Annotated in this window: 19 protein-coding genes; 6 read left to right on the top strand and 13 right to left on the bottom strand. The window is 63.1% G+C overall.

Features of this window, described 5'->3' with window-relative positions; genetic code table 11:
- Positions 1–2 precede the first annotated feature (2 nt).
- The gene (locus tag AC1TPF_RS10920) at positions 3–758 is read right to left on the bottom strand and encodes an acyltransferase (protein WP_482135120.1); all 756 of its coding nucleotides are present in this window, start codon (positions 756–758) and stop codon (positions 3–5) included.
- A gap of 102 nt (positions 759–860) precedes the next feature.
- On the opposite strand from AC1TPF_RS10920, the gene AC1TPF_RS10915 reads away from it, so the two are divergent.
- Positions 861–2,198, top strand: coding sequence for an outer membrane protein assembly factor BamB family protein (locus AC1TPF_RS10915; RefSeq protein WP_482144082.1), 1,338 nt, complete (start codon positions 861–863; stop codon positions 2,196–2,198).
- Positions 2,199–2,215: 17 nt separating this feature from the next.
- On the opposite strand, the gene AC1TPF_RS10910 is transcribed toward AC1TPF_RS10915, so the two are convergent.
- On the bottom strand, positions 2,216–3,406 hold the full coding sequence (locus tag AC1TPF_RS10910) for a class I SAM-dependent methyltransferase (RefSeq protein WP_482143825.1): 1,191 nt from the start codon (positions 3,404–3,406) through the stop codon (positions 2,216–2,218).
- Between the two features lie 36 nt (positions 3,407–3,442).
- Between AC1TPF_RS10910 and AC1TPF_RS10905 the strand changes: the two genes are divergently transcribed.
- Positions 3,443–4,177 (top strand): HNH endonuclease family protein, encoded by a 735-nt coding sequence (locus AC1TPF_RS10905; RefSeq protein WP_482143823.1) that lies wholly within the window; start codon positions 3,443–3,445, stop codon positions 4,175–4,177.
- A gap of 68 nt (positions 4,178–4,245) precedes the next feature.
- On the opposite strand, the gene AC1TPF_RS10900 is transcribed toward AC1TPF_RS10905, so the two are convergent.
- Both AC1TPF_RS10900 and AC1TPF_RS10895 read right to left on the bottom strand, forming a co-directional pair.
- Positions 4,246–5,211 carry a class I SAM-dependent methyltransferase gene (locus AC1TPF_RS10900; protein ID WP_482135123.1) on the bottom strand — a complete coding sequence of 322 codons (966 nt, stop codon included), beginning with the start codon at positions 5,209–5,211 and terminating at the stop codon, positions 4,246–4,248.
- Positions 5,212–5,257: 46 nt separating this feature from the next.
- Positions 5,258–6,046 carry an enoyl-CoA hydratase/isomerase family protein gene (locus AC1TPF_RS10895; protein WP_482135124.1) on the bottom strand — a complete coding sequence of 263 codons (789 nt, stop codon included), beginning with the start codon at positions 6,044–6,046 and terminating at the stop codon, positions 5,258–5,260.
- 46 nt (positions 6,047–6,092) lie between these two features.
- Here AC1TPF_RS10895 and ligD point away from each other — a divergent pair, with 46 nt between their 5' ends.
- On the top strand, positions 6,093–7,058 hold the full coding sequence (gene ligD, locus AC1TPF_RS10890; RefSeq protein WP_482143822.1) for a non-homologous end-joining DNA ligase: 966 nt from the start codon (positions 6,093–6,095) through the stop codon (positions 7,056–7,058).
- Positions 7,059–7,334: 276 nt separating this feature from the next.
- Positions 7,335–7,745, top strand: a complete 411-nt coding sequence (locus tag AC1TPF_RS10885; protein ID WP_482143820.1) for a hypothetical protein — start codon at positions 7,335–7,337, stop codon at positions 7,743–7,745.
- A 41-nt stretch (positions 7,746–7,786) separates the two neighbouring features.
- On the opposite strand, the gene AC1TPF_RS10880 is transcribed toward AC1TPF_RS10885, so the two are convergent.
- The 9 genes from AC1TPF_RS10880 to ctaD (AC1TPF_RS10840) all read right to left on the bottom strand — a co-directional run bounded on the left by AC1TPF_RS10880 (position 7,787) and on the right by ctaD (AC1TPF_RS10840) (position 18,541).
- On the bottom strand, positions 7,787–8,602 hold the full coding sequence (locus AC1TPF_RS10880; RefSeq protein ID WP_482143818.1) for an NUDIX hydrolase: 816 nt from the start codon (positions 8,600–8,602) through the stop codon (positions 7,787–7,789).
- Complete coding sequence (locus AC1TPF_RS10875) at positions 8,599–9,429, bottom strand: ABC transporter ATP-binding protein (protein ID WP_482135128.1); 831 nt, start codon at positions 9,427–9,429, stop codon at positions 8,599–8,601. Before AC1TPF_RS10875 ends, AC1TPF_RS10880 begins: the two co-directional genes overlap by 4 nt.
- Positions 9,430–9,499: 70 nt before the next feature.
- Positions 9,500–9,964, bottom strand: a complete 465-nt coding sequence (locus tag AC1TPF_RS10870) for a cupin domain-containing protein (RefSeq protein ID WP_482143816.1) — start codon at positions 9,962–9,964, stop codon at positions 9,500–9,502.
- 92 nt (positions 9,965–10,056) lie between these two features.
- A complete protein-coding gene (locus tag AC1TPF_RS10865; protein ID WP_482143815.1) occupies positions 10,057–10,764 on the bottom strand; it encodes an SDR family NAD(P)-dependent oxidoreductase in 708 nt (235 codons plus the stop codon).
- Positions 10,765–10,924: 160 nt separating this feature from the next.
- The gene (locus tag AC1TPF_RS10860) at positions 10,925–11,716 is read right to left on the bottom strand and encodes an aminoacyl-tRNA hydrolase (RefSeq protein ID WP_482143813.1); all 792 of its coding nucleotides are present in this window, start codon (positions 11,714–11,716) and stop codon (positions 10,925–10,927) included.
- Between the two features lie 2 nt (positions 11,717–11,718).
- Complete coding sequence (gene serB / locus AC1TPF_RS10855) at positions 11,719–12,981, bottom strand: phosphoserine phosphatase SerB (protein ID WP_482135132.1); 1,263 nt, start codon at positions 12,979–12,981, stop codon at positions 11,719–11,721.
- Between the two features lies 1 nt (position 12,982).
- Positions 12,983–14,752, bottom strand: coding sequence for an aa3-type cytochrome oxidase subunit I (gene ctaD / locus AC1TPF_RS10850; RefSeq protein ID WP_482135133.1), 1,770 nt, complete (start codon positions 14,750–14,752; stop codon positions 12,983–12,985).
- Between the two features lie 39 nt (positions 14,753–14,791).
- Complete coding sequence (gene ctaD / locus AC1TPF_RS10845) at positions 14,792–16,573, bottom strand: aa3-type cytochrome oxidase subunit I (RefSeq protein WP_482135134.1); 1,782 nt, start codon at positions 16,571–16,573, stop codon at positions 14,792–14,794.
- Between the two features lie 186 nt (positions 16,574–16,759).
- Entirely contained in the window at positions 16,760–18,541 is a 1,782-nt protein-coding gene (gene ctaD / locus AC1TPF_RS10840; RefSeq protein WP_482143811.1) for an aa3-type cytochrome oxidase subunit I, read from the bottom strand.
- Positions 18,542–18,799: 258 nt separating this feature from the next.
- On the opposite strand from ctaD (AC1TPF_RS10840), the gene AC1TPF_RS10835 reads away from it, so the two are divergent.
- The gene (locus AC1TPF_RS10835) at positions 18,800–19,777 is read left to right on the top strand and encodes an ABC transporter substrate-binding protein (RefSeq protein ID WP_482143809.1); all 978 of its coding nucleotides are present in this window, start codon (positions 18,800–18,802) and stop codon (positions 19,775–19,777) included.
- A 104-nt stretch (positions 19,778–19,881) separates the two neighbouring features.
- The gene (locus tag AC1TPF_RS10830; RefSeq protein ID WP_482143807.1) at positions 19,882–20,373 is read left to right on the top strand and encodes a beta-class carbonic anhydrase; all 492 of its coding nucleotides are present in this window, start codon (positions 19,882–19,884) and stop codon (positions 20,371–20,373) included.
- Positions 20,374–20,379: the final 6 nt, after the last annotated feature.

The raw sequence follows: 20,379 nt of genomic DNA, 5'->3' as shown, positions 1-20,379 counted from the left end.
GACTAGTGTTTCCGGGATGCCTGCGCAGCAGCCTTTTTACGTTCGATATCGGCCAGGGCGCGCTCGAGTTCGGCACGCTCCTGCGCGTTCGACGCCCAGTCATCCTTGCGGTTCTTGACCACGCGGGCCGGTGATCCGACGGCGATGGAGAAGTCCGGAATAGTGCCCTTCACCACGGCGTGGGCTCCCAGGACGCATCCGCGTCCGACGATCGTGTTGCGCAGGACGGAAACCTTGGTCGCGATCCAGGTGTCCGGGCCGACCCGCACCGGGCCCTTCACGATGCCCTGGTCTTTGATCGCCACGGTGATGTCGTCCATCTTGTGGTCGAAGTCGCAGATGTACACCCAGTCGGCAACCAACGTGGATGCCCCGATCTCGATGTCGACGTAGGCGTTCACAACGTTGTTCTGACCGAAGACAACCTTGTCACCGATCCGCAACGAACCCTCGTGACAGCGGATGGAATTGCCGTCGCCGATATGGACCCAGCGACCGATCTCCATGCGGGCGAGCTCGGGAGTCGAATGGATCTCGACGTTCTTGCCAAGAAACACCATGCCCCGCAGGATGATGTGCGGATTGGCCATCTTGAACCGCAGCAACCGGAAGTACCGGACCAGGTACCAGGGGGTATAGGCCCTGTTCTGCACCACCCAGCGCAGCGAATCACGGGTCAGGAAGCGGGCCTGCCCGTCATCGCCTCGCAGACCTGCACGCCACCGGCGACGCAGTGGCGCATTCCACATGCTCGTCATGGCTACGAAGACTAACGGGGGACGCCGATACCCGAGGTCGTGGGTCCCGCGCGATAGGCTCAGGCCCGATCAAGGCGAAGGGACGCAAGAGTCACGATGAGGATGATGGAGACGCGGCGGAGCTCGACCACCAAACGGTCCGGGCGCCGGGTGATTGCGCGGGCTGCCGCGGTGTTGGTGCCGATTCTCGCCGTACTCCTGAGCTCTTGTTCGGACGGTGTGGACGATGTCCGGTCCGTGGCCAGCGCGGGCTGGTCGAGCTACGGCGGCAACGCGCAGAACTCCAACTTCGCCTACCCCGAGATCCGCAGTGACCTCACGTTGTCGTGGTCGCGGCCGGTCGGTGGCCAGATCAGTGCTCCCCTGACGATCTCCGGGCGTTCCAATGTCAACGTCACCGCCACCACCGACGGCGGCTGCAACACCTTCCAGTTCGACCAGCGTGCCGGTCGCAAGAACTTCTGCAAATACCTCGGAGACGGTGTCGACCTGAACTCGATGCTCGTCGATCAATACGAGAACATCTACATCGGCCGGGCCGGGACGTTCTTCGGCCTCACCGGTAGCGGCGACACCAGATGGCAGTTCGGGGTCGTCGGGGTCCCGGTGTCGGCCAAGTTCGCAGGCCCCGGTTCGGTACTGATGGTCAGTCACCTCGGACAGGTCCTGCTGTTCGACTCGCAGACCGGCAAATTGCAAGCCCCCGGGATCGCGTTGGTGCCCGGCGTCGACCCCACCAAACCACTCGAGGGTCTCGGAGACTGCATCACGGGCGGGCCGGCGTGCCCCGTTCAGGCAGCACCTGCCGTCGACGACAACCGCGATCGCTTCTACCTCAACTTCTGGCCGAAAGGCGAGATCGCTTCCGGCGTCCGCGCTTTCGATTACGGCGAGCAGGACGGCAGTCGCTCCATCCGCGAAGCCTGGAGTGCAGAGATCCCCGGTGGCGTGATCGGGCCGCCGACTCTGTCCATCGACCGCTCCACGCTGTACGTGTTCAACCGCCTCGGCAGCATCTACGCACTGGACGCGCAGACCGGTGAGCCGAAATGGGATTACTTCGTCGGCAACTTCGGCTTCGCCACGATGACGGTGGCCCCGGACGGACTGTTCATCCCGACCGGGCCGCTCAATTCCCCCGTCCGGGCCTTCCGCGACGAAGGCGACAAGGCCGTTCCGGTGTGGGAGCGCACCGATCTGCAATCGGTCAGCCTGGCAACGCTGACCAACTCGGGGACCGCGTGGACCGTGGTTCGTGAGCCCGGCGAGGACAACCTCACCCTGACCGAGCTGAACTCCCGTGACGGCACCACCAAACGCACCCTCGACATTCCGGGCGCAGTCGGTTTCACCACCGGTGTTGCCGTATCCGCATCGGGCCAGGTGGCCGTTGCCACCCATCTCGGCGAGGTCTTCTTTTTCGACTCCCCCAAGAACTGACCCACCCTGCCAGCGCGTCAGGCGCGGCGAAGGCCTGCCTCGCAGATGAACATGACCCCGCGACGGCCGATACGGGTGATCACCACCGCCAGCGATTGTGAACCCTTGAGCTTCAGCCGCTTCCGCAGGGCATCGGGGTCGACGTCGATGCCGCGCACCAGGATCTCCACTGCGCCGCAGTCGAGTTCGGCCAGTCGGCGTTTGAGCTGCTTCTCGGAGTAGGAAAGCTGTTCCAGCACCCGCCAGCCCCGCTCCCCGACCGGTAATTCGTCGCCACTGAGGTACGCGATCTGGGGATCGAGCTGCCACAGATCATGGGCTTTGCCGTAGTGCCGCACCAGACCCGCGCGGACCACTGCACCGTCGGGATCCATGATCCAGGTGCCGGCATCATCGACACCGGCACTGTCATCGGCAGCATCCGTGACCTCAAAGCTGTTGCCTTGTGTGCGGATCACGGTGGCGCGGCGCGTGACGCCAGGTGTCGGCTCGGTCCACAGGCAGGCCTCACGGACTCCCCCGTCGAGCGAAACCACTTGCACCTCACCGGTGAATCCATGGCGCTCACGCAACAGGTCGTAGTCCAGACCGGGTGCCGACTTCACCACCAGTGGTTTGCCGGCATAGACGTCGAGGACGTCCAGCAGCGGCGGTTCGGTGTCCTCAATACGGAAGCTGCGCCGGCCGCCGCTACGTCGGGCCGGGTCGGCGATGAACACGTCGGCATCACTGCTGGGCACCAACGCATCTGCCCGACGCAGCGTCGCTGCGGGGACGTTGTTCTCGGCCATCGCCAATCGCACCTCGTCGAGGTCGCTGCCGATGACCTCGCCGAGGCCGTCCTCTCGGGCCAGTGCGGCGAGGTCCGCGCCGATGGAGCAGGTGACGTCGTGAACTGTGGCCCCCGGATAGCGCGCTGCGAGTTCCGTCGCCCGGTGATCGGCCACCGGATAGGCGGTCGCCTGCTGCAACGCATCCGCGGTCAGTAGCAGGCGCTCTGGGTCACGAAGTTTGCCAACGGCCTTGCGCCGCAACGTGACCGTCTCGACCAGCACTGCCTGATGTGGCGAGAAACTCCGTGCAAGTTTCTCGATGTCACCGAGCATCGTGTCGGGTTGCAGCACAAGCGAATCAGCAAACGCCAGGGCGCTGCGTCCGGCATCGGAACGCAGATATGCAACGTCGTCGATCGAGAAGTCGTAGCCCACGGGTATAACTGTAACGATGTCGAATTCGAGGAGATCGTGAGTAGTAAATCTCGGGGCGCGGGAATCCTGGCAGTTGTGATCGCGGCCGTGATCGGAGGAGTCGCCTGTACGGAAATATCCGGCGACACCCTCGTATCAGCCCCACCTTCAGCCACACCGCAGCTCACCCCAATAGAAGCCGCCGCACCGGTATCGAGTGATTTCGACGCTGCCCGTACCCAATTGGAGATGCTGGCGGTCAAGGGCCGGGCACCCAAAACCGGTTACGCCCGTGACGAGTTCGGACAATCCTGGACCGACGACGTGAATGTGGAGTTCGGCCACAACGGATGTGACACCCGCAACGACATCCTGCGCCGCGACCTCACCGAGGTCACCGCCAGGCCCGGCACCCGGGAGTGTGTGATCCTGACCGGAGTGCTCTTCGATCCGTACACGGGCAGGACCATCGACTTCGTCCGCGGCGAAAAGACCTCTACCGCAGTGCAGATCGATCATGTTGTCGCATTGTCAGATGCCTGGCAGAAGGGTGCGCAGCAACTGACTCCCGAGCAGCGCACCGATCTCGCCAACGATCCGATGAACCTTCAGGCCACCGACGGTCCCACCAATTCACGCAAGGGTGCCGGCGACGCCGCCACCTGGCTACCGCCGAGCAATGCCTATCGGTGCACCTACGTCGCCCGCCAGATCGACGTGAAGGCCCGCTACGACATCTGGGTCACCGCTGCCGAAAAGGAAGCGATGACCCAGATCCTGACTACCTGCTGACCGAAGTTGGTGGGTTCTGGTGAGCGCGACCTGCGCATTTACTCGCCAGAACCCACCACTTCCGGTTTTTACTCGGGCTTGGTGCCGGTGATGATGACGTTGTAGAAGAACTTCGGGGGGACGACCTTGCGGAGGACGTTCTCGTCCAACCAGGTGAGGTTCTTCCAGCCACCGAAGGCGAAACGCGCCCAGCCCCAACCGAGCTTTCCGGGCGGGACCGCTGCCTCGAAGGTGCGCACCGGCCATCCGAGCATCGCTGCTGCGAACTCTTCGGTTGCGGTCTTGACGTTCACCGCACCGGCCGAGCGCGACATCTTCTCGAGGTCACTCGGATCGAACGTGTGGATGTCGACAACCGCTTCGAGTGCTGCGGCCCGCGACGACTCATCGAGCTCTGCCTGCGGCCGGCGCCAGCTCTGCAACGGACCGAACTTGGTGACGGTGGTGGTGGCAGCCCAGGTCGCCCGGGACAACCAGCGTGCGTAGAAGTCACCGATCGTCGACGGCTCGCCGGCGAAGATGAATCGGCCGCCCGGCTTGAGCACCCGGACGACCTCGCGTAGCGATTTCTCGACGTCCGGAATGTGGTGCAGCACAGCGTGCCCGACCACGAGATCAAACGTGTTGTCCTCGTACGGGATCGTCTCGGCGTCGGCGACCCGGCCGTCGACGTCCAGACCCAGGTGCTCGGCGTTACGCAGGGCGACCTTGACCATGCCCGGCGACAGGTCGGTGACCGACCCCTTCTTGGCGATGCCACCCTGCATCAGGTTCAGCAGGAAGAATCCGGTGCCACAACCCAATTCGAGGGCGCGCTCGTATGGCAACGGCTCGTCGCCTGCCACCGCGTCGAAACGTCCACGGGCGTAGTCGATGCAGCGCTCGTCGTAACTGATCGACCATTTGTCGTCATACGACTCGGCTTCCCAGTCGTGGTAGAGCACCTGGGCGAGCTTGCTGTCGTGCAATGCCGCCTGCACCTCGTCCGCGGTTGCGTGCGGGTTGGGTGCGGGATCGTTGGGAGACGAAGTCATAGCTCTACAACCACTTTCGCATCGATGTGCTGATTTACCGAGGTGCCTATTTACCGAGGAACTTTGCTTTGCCCGGCCCGTTCTCGATGAACGAGGCCATGCCGATCTTGCGGTCCTCGGTGGCGAACAGCGCCGCAAAGACGTGCTCTTCGATCTTCAGGCCGGTGGTCAGGTCGGTGTCCAGGCCCTCGTCGATGGCAGCCTTGGCGGCCGCGATCGCAACACTGGCCGCACCGCTGAACTGAGAGGCCCACTTGAGGGCTGCGTTGTACACCTCGTCGGGTGCGACGACCTCATCGACCAGACCGATCTCCAGGGCTTCGGCGGCACCGACGAAACGTCCGGTGAAGACGAGGTCCTTGGCCTTGGCCGGTCCGATCAGACGTGCGAGACGCTGTGTGCCACCGCCACCGGGGATCAGGCCGAGCAGGACCTCGGGCACGCCGAGCTTCGCGTTGTCGCCGGCGATCCGGCGGTCCGCGCCGAGCACCACTTCGAGTCCGCCACCGAGCGCGTAGCCGGTGATGGCCGCGACCGTGGGCTTCGGGATGGTCGAGATCGAACCGATGTCGCGCTGCAGCCGACCGGCCACCTTGCGCATCTCGGCGTAATCCATGTCGTTCATCTCTTTGATGTCGGCACCGGCCGCGAGGACCTTGGGTCCGCCGTAGACAACCACGGATTTGATGTCATCGCGCAGGGTCGCCTCGCGGGCGGCCTCGGCCAATTCGGTCTGGACCTGACGGCTCAGCGCGTTCATCGGCGGGCGATTCAGGAGGATGGTTCCGACCCCGGGAAAGTCCTCGGAGGTCTGCAACGATACGAACTCAGGCATGCCTGGCAGGCTACCGGGTCCACCGCCGATACCCTACTGTCGGGTAATGGCAACAAGCTCGCACGGCGAGCCGGTTGAGGTCCAGGTCGGTGAGCGCCTCGTCCGCGTCTCGAGTCCACAGCGCGTGTACTTCCCGGCGCGCGGTGAAACCAAGCTCGACCTCGTCCACTATTACCTTTCGGTCGGCGACGGCATCGTGCGCGCATTGCGGGATCGACCCTGCATGTTGCACCGGTATCCCAAGGGGGTGGCCGGCCAGAAAGTCCATCAGAAGCGGATCCCCGCCGGTGCCCCCGACTGGCTCGAAACCGTCAACATCTACTTCCCCCGGTTCGGCAGGACCGCCGACGAAGTCTGTGTGACCGAACTGGGCAGCGTGATCTGGGCCGTGCAGATGTCGACCGTCGAGTTCCACCCATGGAACTCCCGCCGCTTCGACACCGAGAAGCCCGACGAGTGGCGGATCGACCTCGATCCGATGCCGGACTGTTCATTCGACCGGGTCCGCCGCAGCGCACACGTCGCCCATGAGGTGCTCGCCGACCTCGGGATCCGCGGCTTCCCCAAAACCTCGGGGGGTTCGGGTCTGCACATCTACGTCCGCATCGAACCCGAATGGGGTTTTGCCGATGTCCGCCGGGCGGCGCACGCGTTTGCCCGTGAGGTCGAGCGCCGCGCGCCCTCCGAGGTCACCACCACGTGGTGGCGCAAAGACCGCGACCCGACAACTGTTTTCGTCGACTACAACCAGAACACCCGCGACCACACCATCGCCGGCGCCTATTCGGTGCGCGGCAACCCCGAGGGCACTGTCTCGACACCGATCACCTGGGACGAGATCGACGACGTCGAGCCTGCGGGGTTCACGATCGCCACCGTCCCGGCCCGCTTTGCCGACCTCGGCGATCTACACGCCGAGATCGACGACAAGGCGTATCGCCTGGACACGCTGCTCGAGTGGGCCGACCGTGACGAGCGTGAAGGCGCCGAACCCACACCCGATCCCGAATGACCGACGATCGCGTCGGTTTCGGCCCACTCGGCATTGAGTAGAAGCCACTGCCTAAAGATAGTGGTTCGTTCGTCCGATTGACCCGATCGGCGTGATTCCGATGGGATTGCGGGAATGGCGGCGACGCTTACATCCCGATCGAGAGTGAGTTCCACGATGGCGTCTGCCAGCGACATTTACCTGATGCCCGGCGAGGATGTAACACATTCTGCCGACTTTCCCGTTGAATCGACTTTGGTCTCTACCATCTTTCCCAACCTGAAATCGACACTGGTGGTGACCGATTGCCGTGTGATCGTTCGCCATCCGCAGATCGTTCTTGGCGTCTTCCCCGCGGGATACACCGAGACTTTCTGTCCGCTCGCCGACGTCAGTGAGGTGGCCAGCGGCGTGGCGGTCAATGCGCGCAGATTCACTGTCGGTGTCCTGGTCTTGATTACCGGGCTCTTGTCGGTGTTGTCGGTGCCCACGGCGGGCCCGGTCGCCTACGTACTCACTCCGGTCCTGCTTGTCGTCGGAGCATTTCTGGTCACGTCCGCATACACGCTCGGTTTGTCGATTCGGAACAGTGGGGGCGGCGTCATGGCAATCACGACACCGAAGCGAACTCGCGATGCGGTCGAGGCCTCGCGGAATGTCATCGCAATGCTAATTTTCGACACAGCCGACGATTTGGAAGAGATCTGAGCGCTCTGAGGTGATGCGCGCCTATCGATCGACCGGTCAGGTCACTTCAGGAACGTGCGCTCGACGCCGTACACATCTTCTTCATCGAACACGATCCGGACGCGTTCGCCGGTCGAGACGAGGGTGGGCTCAATGGCCTCGATGGTCCGCTCACGGGTGAGTGCTTCGTCGACGCTGCCGCATTCGGTCAGGTCGCGCAGTTGCGCCCAGGTCGGCGGCAAGAGCAGCGTGCTGCCCGCCTCCCAGTCCGCGAGCGCCGCCGCCGGTGTGCTCCAGCCACTCTCGGACGCCTCGGTGGTCTCGCCGTCGGCGTGCTGCCCCTGCGGGAGTACCGCGAGGAAGAAGCGGGTGTCGTAGCGCCTGCGCTCTCCGAGCGGGGTGATCCAGTGCGCCATCGGACGCAGCAGATCGGCCCGCAGCAGCAACTGATGGTCGCGGAGGAACTGGGCAAACGACAGCGACTTGTCGACCAGCGCCGCACGGTCCGCGCTCAGCGCCGAGGTGTCGGGAAATGTCCCATCGGCGTCGGCGGCCAGCAACACACCGCACTCTTCGAACAGCTCCCGGACCACCGCGCACACCAACTCTTGTGCGGTCGCCGCATCGGTGTGGAACTGCTCTGCCCACCAGTGCTCATCCGGACCGACCCAGGCAAGGTCGGCCTCGGCATCGCGAGGGTCGACGCCGCCGCCGGGAAAGACGGTCACGCCGCCTGCGAAGTCCATGGCTTTGACCCGGCGCATCAGAAATACGTCGATCGGGGTCTCGGGTTGCGGATTCTCGCGAATCAGCACCACGGTCGCGGCACCGCGGATCGGGACCGATTCCGGATCCTCCGCGAAGGTGAACCTACTCATTCTGCTCGCCGCCGGTGCCCGCCCGCGCGACGCGATCGCCTGGCGAAGTAACGGCCACCCGACCTGGTCAGGACGATCGACTGGCTGAACGCCGCCGACAGGTTCGCCGACGTCACGACGTCTTCCACCAGTCCCTGTGCCACCACCACGCCCTCCTTCAGCAGCATCGCGTGTGTGAACCCGTTGGGGATCTCTTCCACATGATGTGTCACGAGAACGGTCGCGGGAGCATCGGGGTCGGCGGCCAGCACCTCCAGGCGCGCCACCAGTTCTTCACGACCACCGAGGTCGAGTCCGGCCGCCGGTTCGTCGAGCAGGAGCAGTTCGGGATTGATCATCAGCGCCCGCGCCACCAGCACTCGCTTGCGCTCGCCTTCGGACAGCGTGCCGAACTTCCGGTTCGCCAGATGCTCGGCACCCATCGATTCCAGCATCTCCAGCGCCTGATCTCGATCGACCTGGTCGTAGACCTCTTTCCAACGACCCAGGACCGCGTAACCGGCGGAGACCACCAGGTCACTGACCACTTCGTCGGCGGGGATGCGATCGGCGAGCATCGCCGACGTCACGCCGATCCGCGCGGTCAGCTCCCGCACCTCGGTGCGCCCGACCGGCTCCCCGAGCAGAAACGCACTTCCGCTGCTCGGATGGGTTTCGGCGGAAGCCATCCGCATCAGCGAGGTCTTGCCCGCACCGTTGGGTCCGAGGATCACCCACCGTTCGTCGAGTTCCACCTTCCAGGTGATGGGCCCGACGAGGTTGTTTCCCTCACGTCGCAGCACCACATCTTCAAAGTCGATCAGCAGGTCCGGATCCGTTTCACGCACCCCCCTATCGTGCCGCACGGCATCGGCTCACAGGGCGCCCAGGTTGGAGTGTCGGGAAACGAAACGAAAATCAGTTCTGCCCGGAATCGGGCTCGACCATCGCAAAATCAGCAAAGTCGAAGCCGGGCACCACAATACAACTCACCAACGACGCCTCATCGCCGTGCGGCGAAGCGCGCTGCCATTCGCCGGGTATCACCACATATTGGGGATGTTGACCGGCAAGCACGTCCGATCCGACGTACACCGTGTGCTCACCCGCCGGCGCGGTGCCCAGACCTCCCAGGCCCAACGCGACCGGAGCACCACGGTGATGCAGCCAGATCTCGGATCCGCGCACGGTATGCCACGCCGATTGTTGTCCGGGCATGAGCAAGAAGAGGATCGCAGTGGCGCCCGGCCGCCCGGCGGGATATCCCTGCGGTAGCACCGATTTCGGGATGGCCAGATCACTGATCCAGGTCTGACGATAGAAGCCACCCTCCGGGTGAGGTGCCAGATCGAGGTTCGCGGCCCAGTCCGGAAGTTCGGTCATGGCACGAGACTAATCAACCACGGCGCATGCCGCAGGCCAGGGACATCGGGGACGGTAGGAAGAGCGCAGGTGGAGTCGATGCCCGAAAGCGCTCACCACGGGATCAGCCCGGATGTTCCGGCAAAGGTGGCCGTCTGGGCGGCCGGTCCGGCTGTCGCAGCGGCCACGATCGCCGCCGCACCTACCTCTACGCTCTGGGCACCTTGATGTCCGTTCAAATCGGTGGCGGTGAAACCCGGATCGACCGCAGTAACGGTGAGTTGCGGATATGCCTGCGCGTACAGGATGGTCAGCATGTTCAATGCCGCCTTGGAGGAGTTGTATGCCGGCAGGGGCGCCCAGGCTTCGAGGATGTGCGTGTACGCGGCAGGATCGGCGTTGATGGCCAGCGAGCCCAAACTGCTGCTGACATTGACAACGGCCGGCGCATCCGAAGCCACCAACAGCGGCAGGAACGCGCGCGTGGTGCGGACAGCGCCGAAGACGTTGGTGTCGAACACTTCTTGAAGGTCCGCTGCGGTCACATCCCCGGTCGCTGCGGTCGGGCCGGCGATGCCGGCGTTGTTGATCAGCACATCGATATGCCCGACCTCGGTCCGCACAGCATCCGCCGCAGCGGACACCGATGAGTCGTCGGTGATATCGATCAGCAGCGGCCGGGCACCGAGTGTCTTCGCGGCGATCGAACCCCGCTGCCGATCCCGCGCCCCGAGAAACACGGTGTGGCCCAGATCGATCAGGCAACGGGCTGTTTCGAAGCCGAGGCCCTTGTTCGCCCCGGTGATCACATAAATTGTCATTGCCCCAGCCTGCCGGGCAGATCCCGAAACAGACAGGGCCCTCATCAACAGGAGGTCCGCCAGTACCAGGCTAACCTGCGGGCCGAAACCCGCAGGAGCGGGCGCTTACGCTACTGATCTCCTAGATCCGCAGCGCCAGTGCAGGATTCATGAGCTTGCGCTAAACCCCGCCGGTCTCCGCGATCACGGTCATCGAACCCGGTGCGATCTCGGTGAACCCGGCGTCGCGGACCGCGACCGCCGTTCCGCCGGCATCCGCGGACACCAACTGTTCCCACCGCGATTTCGACGACATCCGGACGCGCACCGGGCAGCCGTCAGAAAACCATTGCGCCGCTTGACCGAGATCCATCAGTTTGACCGCCAGCATCGACGCATGTCCGACCTGTGCCGCCAGCTTGCCCACCGACATCTCCAGCGTCGGGTTGACCCACAGGGTCGGACGGAGGGCAGCAGTGTCGACGTCGACATCGGATGGCGGGTTGTCGCCGCGATCGTCGACCTCGGTACCACCGATCTGCAGTCGTGCGATCCGGCGATCGGTCTGACCCACCGGGCCCGGCACGATCGCCCGGGCCTGCGCCGACCCATACGTGGCGGTGACTCCCGGAACGTCCTGAGCTGCTTCCCAATGCGCGCCGCGGGCCCGACGGGCGATCTTCCGGATCCTGGCATCGCACCAGTTGTCCATCGCCGCCGCCCACGGCCCACCCGACCCGCTGCGCTCATCAAGACACAACAGCGCCACCGCGGATGCGGCCGCGGTCAGCAGGTCGATCCGGTCGACCGGCTCAGACTTCGGGATGTGCAACACCATCTGCATGGCCAGCACCTGCCCGGGATCGTCCGGATCGCTGTGTCCGCCAACGTATCCGACCAAGCGTTGGTAGCGCTGCTCGAAAGTGTCGGGACGTTCGGCGTCGTCCGGATCCTCCGGCACTTCGGGTTCCATGGTCAATTGAGTGGTACGCGACGCATGACACCATCGATGGCGTCTGCCGCTTCGATCTCATCGCGCGTGACGCCGAGGATGAAGAGCACCGCATCGAGGAACGGATGCGACAGCGCCGCGTCGGCAACTTCCTTCAGAGCCGGCTTGGCGTTGAACGCGATCCCCAATCCGGCGACCGTCAGCATGTCGATGTCGTTGGCGCCGTCGCCGACGGCGATGGTCTGCTCCATCGGGACACCCACGCTGTCGGCAAAGGCCCGCAGCGCGGTGGCCTTTCCGGGCCGGTCGACGATCTCACCGATCACCCGGCCGGTGAGTTTGTTGTCCGGACCGATCTCCAGGGTGTTCGCCTTCACGAAGTCCAATTCGAGTTCGTGCGCCAGCGGCTCGATCACCTGACGGAATCCACCCGACACCACGCCACAGTGGTAACCCATCCGGTGCAGCGTGCGAATGGTGGTACGGGCACCCGGTGTCAGCTCGAGTTCGTTCGCAACCTCATCGAGGACAGACACATCGAGACCGGCGAGCGCCTTGACGCGCTCGTGCAGCGACTCGGCGAAGTCGAGTTCACCGCGCATTGCAGCCTCGGTCACGGCAGCAACCTCGGCCTCACGCCCGGCCCGGGCAGCGAGCATCTCGATGACCTCGCCCTGGATCAGCGTCGAGTCGACATCGAAGACGATCAGTCGTTTTGCGCGTCGGGCCAGGCCACCGCGTTCGACGGCCACGTCGATGCCGTGCTGACTCGCGATACTGGCCAGGCCCTTGCGGAGCGCGGCGTCGGCGGCGACACTGTCGCGGTCGACGCTGATCAGGAGTTCGAGTCCGGTGACCGGATAGTCGGCGATGCCGCGGATCGAGTCGATGTTGCCGCCCTGGCGGGCCAACTCTCCGGCAAGTGCACTGAAACCCTTTGCACTGACCGGACTTCCGAGAACAACCACCGCGTGGGTCGAGAGCCGCCGGGTTGCATTTTCGGCGCCGACCTCGACGGTGACGTCGATGCCCACCGAATCCATCGCCTGCTCGATGACCTCTTGGAGTTCTTCGCTGTCGCCGAAGCATTTCACCAGGACACCGAGCGTCAGACGCGCTCGGATCACGACCTGCTCGACGTCCAGAATGCTGACCTGCCGAGTGGACAGCGCTCCGAAGAGCACCGAGCTGACACCCGGTTTGTCGTGTCCGGTGACAGTGATGAGGACAGTGGTTCCTTCGGAACCCGCGGGCGCGCCTGCACCGGGGTTGATGTTGCTGGTCACGTCAGTTCTGATCAGATTCTGTGGAGGATTCGTGGCTACCGACCTCAAGCGGCCCGTGCTTGGCTGCTTCGGCTTTCTCACTGGTGTGACCCACATGGGCTTCGTCGCGCATACGTCCAACCATATGCGGGTAGTGCAACTCGAATGCAGGCCGCTCCGACCTGATGCGCGGAAGCTCGGTGAAGTTGTGGCGCGGCGGCGGGCAGCTGGTGGCCCATTCGAGCGAGTTGCCAAACCCCCACGGGTCATCGACGGTCACAACCTCGCCGTAACGATAGCTACGGAACACATTCCACAGAAACGGCAACGTCGATACCCCGAGGATGAACGCACCAATCGTCGAGACCACATTCAATTCGGTGAACCCGTCGGTACTCAGATAGTCCGCGTAACGACGCGGCATACCTTCACCGCCGAGCCAGTGCTGCACCAGGAACGTCATATGAAAACCGATGAATGTCAACCAGAAGTGGATCTTGCCCAGCCCCTCGTCGAGCAACCGTCCGGTCATCTTCGGGAACCAGAAGTAGATGCCGGCGTAGGTGGCGAACACGATGGTGCCGAACAGCACGTAGTGGAAATGCGCGACCACGAAGTAGCTGTCCGTGAGTTGGAAGTCGAGCGGTGGGCTCGCCAAGATCACACCGGTCAGACCACCGAACAAGAACGTGACGATGAACCCGACCGCAAACATCATCGGCGTCTCGAAGGTCAGATGACCCTTCCACATCGTGCCGATCCAGTTGAAGAACTTCACACCGGTCGGCACCGCGATCACAAACGTCATGAACGAGAAGAACGGCAACAACACCGCACCGGTGGCGTACATGTGGTGCGCCCACACCGCCACCGATAACGCCGCGATCGCAAGGGTCGCGTAGATGAGTGTGGAGTAGCCGAAGATCGGCTTGCGACTGAAGACCGGGAAAATCTCCGAGACGATGCCGAAGAACGGCAGCGCCACGATATACACCTCGGGATGCCCGAAGAACCAGAACAAATGCTGCCACAAGATCACCCCACCATTGGCCGGGTCGTAGAGAACCGCATCGAATTGACGGTCCACCTCCAGACCCATCAGAGCCGCGGTCAACAGCGGGAACGCCATCAAAATCAGGACGCTGGTCACCAAAATGTTCCACGTGAAGATCGGCATCCGGAACATCGTCATACCCGGAGCACGCAAGCAGGCCACGGTGGTGATCATGTTGACCGCACCGAGAATGGTGCCCAGCCCCGACACACCCAACCCCATGATCCACAGGTCGCCACCCGGCCCGGGCGAATGGATCGAATCAGTCAACGGCGTGTAGGCCGTCCAACCGAAATCTGCCGCACCACCGGGAGTGATGAAACCGAGCAGCGCAACGGTGGAGCCGAACAGGAACAGCCAGAAGCTGAACGCATTCAGTCGCGGGAACGCAACGTCGGGAGCACCGATCTGCAGCGGCAGGACGACATTGGCAAAGCCGATCACGATCGGGGTCGCATACATCAGCAACATGACGGTGCCGTGCATCGTGAACAGCTGGTTGTACTGCTCGGTCGACAAAAATTGCAGGCCGGGAACGGTGAGCTCGGCACGCATCAGCAGCGCCATCAAACCGCCGATGAGAAAGAACGCAAAACAAGCGACGAGATACATGATGCCGATCAATTTGTGATCGGTGGTCGTGAGCATCTTGTAGATGAACGACCCCTTGAGCCCCGTGCGCTGGGGGTAAGGCCGCACCGGCAGAATCGAGGTGTCGGGCTTGTCTACTGCGGTCACGGGTTCCCCCTACCTGCACGGTGTGTTGAAGACCTGAGGTCAGCTCGGATCCGGATCGGTGGACGCCTCGTGAGTGCCGACCGTCAGTACATCGCGACGCGCTTTCTCTGCGTGGTCACTGCTCTTCCCGTGGCCCGGTCCCACATGTGCCTCGTCGCGCATGCGATCGATCATGTGCGGGTAGTGCAACTCGAATGCAGGCCGCTCCGAACGAATCCGGGGAAGCTCGGTGAAGTTGTGTCGCGGCGGCGGGCAGCTTGTGGCCCATTCGAGCGAGTTGCCAAAGCCCCACGGGTCGTCAACCGTGACAACCTCGCCGTAGCGGTAGCTGCGGAACACATTCCACAGGAACGGTAACGTCGATACCCCGAGGATGAAGGCGCCGATCGTCGAGACCACGTTCAGTTCGGTGAACCCGTCGGTACTGAGATAGTCGGCATAACGACGAGGCATGCCCTCAGCACCGAGCCAGTGCTGGACCAAGAACGTCATATGAAAACCGATGAACGTCAACCAGAAATGGATCTTGCCCAGCCGCTCGTCGAGCATGCGCCCGGTCATCTTCGGGAACCAGAAGTAGATGCCGGCGTAGGTGGCGAACACGATGGTGCCGAACAGCACGTAGTGGAAATGCGCGACCACGAAGTAGCTGTCCGTGAGTTGGAAGTCGACTGGTGGGCTCGCGAGCAGCACACCGGTCAGACCACCGAACAAGAACGTGACGATGAACCCGACCGAGAACATCATCGGCGTCTCGAAAGTCAGATGACCCTTCCACATCGTGCCGATCCAGTTGAAGAACTTCACACCGGTTGGCACTGCGATGAGGAACGTCATGAACGAGAAAAACGGCAACAGCACCGCACCGGTGGCGTACATGTGGTGCGCCCACACCGCCACCGATAATGCCGCGATCGACAGCGTGGCGAAGACCAGACCGCTATAACCGAAGATCGGCTTGCGACTGAAGACGGGGAAAATCTCCGAGACGATGCCGAAGAAGGGCAGCGCCACGATATACACCTCGGGATGTCCGAAGAACCAGAACAGGTGCTGCCACAAGAGCACGCCACCATTGGCCGGGTCGTAGAGAACCGCATCGAATTGACGGTCGACCTCGAGTCCCATCAGAGCCGCGGTCAACAGCGGGAACGCCATCAAAATCAGGACGCTGGTCACCAAAATGTTCCACGTGAAGATCGGCATCCGGAACATCGTCATACCGGGTGCGCGGAGGCAGGCAACGGTGGTGATCATGTTGACCGCACCGAGAATGGTGCCCAGCCCCGACACACCCAACCCCATGATCCACAGGTCGCCGCCCGGTCCGGGCGAATGGATCGAATCGGTCAGCGGCGTGTAGGCCGTCCAGCCGAAATCTGCCGCACCACCGGGGGTGATGAAACCGAGCAGCGCAACGGTGGAGCCGAACAGGAACAGCCAGAAGCTGAACGCATTCAGTCGCGGGAACGCAACGTCGGGAGCACCGATCTGCAACGGCAAGACAACATTGGCAAAGCCGATCACGATCGGGGTCGCATACATCAACAACATGACGGTGCCATGCATCGTGAACAGCTGGTTGTACTGCTCGGTCGACAAGAACTGCAGACCGGGAACGGTGAGCTCGGCACGCATCAGCAGCGCCATCAAACCGCCGATGAGAAAGAACGCAAAACAGACGACGAGATACATGATGCCGATCAATTTGTGATCGGTGGTCGTGAGCATCTTGTAGATGAACGACCCCTTGAGCCCGGTGCGCTGGGGGTAGGGCCGCACCGGCACAACCGACGTCGTGGGCTTGTCTACTGCGGTCACGGGTTCCCCCTACCTGCACAGGTCGGCCGCGACATCAACGATCCTTGATCAGCGACCGCGACTCACGAGCTCGGCACGATTCTTGGATCTGATCGTAAACCCAAACGACGACAGAAACCGGCCATCTCCTACGAACTGTAGGAGATGACCGGTTTCAGTGCGTTAAAGAGTGTTCGAGACCTGAGGTCAGCTCGGATCCGGATCCGAGGACGCCTCGTGAGTGCCGACCGTCAGTACATCGCGACGCGCTTTCTCTGCGTGGTCACTGCTCTTCCCGTGGCCGGGTCCCACATGTGCCTCGTCGCGCATGCGATCGATCATGTGCGGGTAGTGCAGCTCGAACGCGGGCCGCTCCGAACGAATCCGGGGAAGCTCGGTGAAGTTGTGTCGCGGCGGCGGGCAGCTGGTGGCCCATTCGAGCGAGTTGCCAAAGCCCCACGGGTCGTCAACCGTGACAACCTCGCCGTAACGGTAGCTACGGAAGACGTTCCACAGGAACGGCAGGGTCGAGGCACCGAGGATGAACGCACCCACGGTCGAGATCACGTTGAGCGTGGTGAACCCGTCCGTACTCAGGTAGTCCGCGTAACGGCGAGGCATGCCCTCGTTGCCCAGCCAGTGCTGGACGAGGAAGGTCATGTGGAAGCCGATCATGGTCAACCAGAAGTGGATCTTGCCCAGCCGCTCGTCGAGCATGCGTCCGGTCATCTTCGGGAACCAGAAGTAGATGCCGGCGTAGGTGGCGAACACGATGGTTCCGAACAGCACGTAGTGGAAGTGTGCAACCACGAAGTAGCTGTCCGAGAGATGGAAGTCGAGCGGCGGGCTGGCGAGCAGCACACCGGTCAGACCACCGAACAAGAACGTGATGATGAAGCCGACCGAGAACAGCATCGGCGTCTCGAAGGTCAGATGACCCTTCCACATCGTGCCTATCCAGTTGAAGAACTTCACACCGGTTGGCACTGCGATGAGGAATGTCATGAAGGAGAAGAACGGCAACAGCACCGCACCGGTGGCGTACATGTGGTGCGCCCACACCGCCACTGACAGAGCCGCGATCGAGAGCGTCGCGTAGACCAGACCGCTGTAACCGAAGATCGGCTTACGGCTGAACACCGGGAAGATCTCCGAGACGATGCCGAAGAATGGCAGCGCGATGATGTACACCTCGGGATGCCCGAAGAACCAGAACAAGTGCTGCCAGAGGATCACACCACCATTGGCCGGGTCGTACAGGTTCGCACCGAACTGACGGTCGACCTCGAGTCCCATCAGAGCTGCGGTCAGCAGCGGGAACGCCAGCAGGATCAGGACGCTGGTCACCAGGATGTTCCAGGTGAAGATCGGCATGCGGAACATGGTCATACCGGGTGCGCGGAGGCAGACCACGGTGGTGATCATGTTGACCGCACCGAGGATGGTGCCCAGACCGGACACGCCGAGTCCGAGGATCCACAGGTCGGCGCCGGCGCCGGGCGAATGCACCGCGTCGGTCAGCGGCGTGTAGGCCGTCCAGCCGAAGTCAGCTGCACCACCGGGGGTGATGAAGCCGAGCAGCGCAACGGTGGAGCCGAACAGGAACAGCCAGAAGCTGAACGCATTCAGTCGCGGGAACGCAACGTCGGGAGCACCGATCTGCAGCGGCAGGACAACGTTGGCAAAGCCGATCACGATCGGGGTCGCATACATCAGAAGCATCACGGTGCCGTGCATCGTGAACAACTGGTTGAACTGCTCTGTCGACAAGAACTGCAGGCCGGGAGCGGCGAGCTCGCTTCGCATCAGCAGGGCCATCAGGCCACCGATGAGGAAGAATGCGAAACACACAACCAAGTACATGATGCCAAGCATCTTGTGATCAGTTGTCGTCAGCATCTTGTAGATGAACGACCCCTTTGGCCCCGTGCGCTCGGGGTAAGGCCTCACCGGAACCACCTGCTTGGTGGGCTGGTCTACCGCGGTCACTGATCCTCCTACCTGCGTGGCCACTCCGGTCCGCCGCGGCGAAGAATCTTCCGCTCACGACATGAGGGCACGGCGATGAATGTGCGCTGTGAAGATGGTAAACCCTCTCTTGCGAAGCAGCCGCGCGGGCTCCTACGAAGTGTCGTATTTCGATGCGGTGCTCTCGATCCGGCGCACCGAGGGCAACCTTTACCAATCGGGTCAGTGCTAGTTTGGTCGGGAATTCGACCACCTCCAGACGACATCGAAAGAGTGGCAGTGAGCGATGTGATCCGCGCTCGGCGCGGTATGGCGGTCTTGGCATTGTCAGCGTTGGTCAGCGTCGGCATGACCGGTTGTATCGAGTCGACGGTGCCCGGTGGCGAGGGTTCGGTCGACCGGACCACCTCACGCGTTGCCGCGGTCAATCTGGTCGACCCGGATCGGGACGCCAGCACGACCTGTCAGCCGACTGCCGCGCTCGACCCGGGCGCACCGGATCCCCTACGGATTCTGGTTGCCGATCCGAGCCTGCTCGACGCGCTGTGCGCGCTCGGGCTCCAGGACCGCGTGGTCGCCACGACAACTGCGGACGGCACACTGCCGACCTATATGGGCGATACGGTGCATTCACTGCCCACCATCGGCGACGTCCGAGATCCTGATACTGCCAAGGCCGCTGCCGCCGATCCCGATCTCGTTTTGACCGTCGGGAACTCCCCTCTCACCGCCTCGCTCCGTGACGTCCCGGATACGACCATCGATCCGGAAGCGGACTGGAAGCAGCGGTTCGTCGCCGTCGCGGCCGCAGTCGGCCGGACCGAGGCCGGGGACGAACGACTGCAGGGATATCTCGACACCGCCGCGACCATCGGCAAACGTAACGGCGCGCGATTCACCCAGGTCTCCCTGGTGCAGTTCACCGCAGATTCCACGATCGTCATGGGCACCGACACGTTTGCCGCGCGGGTCCTGACCGATGTCGGCGCGCAGCGGCCCCCTGGTCAGCGTGAACCCGAACCAACGGTGCTCGACGACAAGAACTTCGAGATCGCCGACGGCGACATCGTCTACATCGGCTTCGACGGCCCCGAAGGGCAGGACTACGGCACATCGGTCCTCGAGACAGATCGCTGGCTCGACATGGGTGCGCCCGCTTGGGGACGCTCGCGGATCGTCGAAGATCAGGTGTGGTTCGGCACCGGTGGACTCTGTGCCGCCAACATCGTCCTACTCAACCTCCGCGGCTCCCTCTGAAACTCTCCAGACACGCCGTTCATACAGGTCAGCGCCATGAATCGAGTTGCGATCACGATGACCGCAACCTTGTGCCCGGCGCATGCGGCGATCAGCATGAGTGCATGACTGTTACCGACGAATACCTGGAGAACAACCGCGCATACGCGGAAACCTTTTCCGGACCACTACCGCTGCCGCCCAGTCGCCACGTCGCGGTGCTCGCCTGCATGGATGCCCGACTCGACGTCTACCGCATCCTCGGACTCGGAGCCGGTGAGGCCCACGTCATCCGCAACGCAGGCGGCGTGGTGACCGATGACGAGATCCGATCCCTGGCCATCAGCCAGCGACTGCTCGGGACCACCGAGATCATCCTGATCCACCACACCGACTGCGGAATGCTGACGTTCACCGACGACGAGTTCAAACGCGGCATCCAGGACGAGATCGGCGTCAAGCCGCCGTGGTCGGCCGAGTCCTTCCCCAACCTGGACGAGGACGTCAAGCAATCACTCGCCCGGATCGAGAACTCGCCGTTCGTCACCAAGACAACGTCGTTGCGTGGCTTCGTCTTCGATGTCGCCACCGGCAAACTGAACGAAGTCACGCGCTGACGCCGA

The organism is Williamsia sp. Y853, assembly GCF_056786495.1.
Note: the sequence above shows the minus strand (reverse complement) of the source record. Positions and strands in the feature narration are given on the sequence as shown.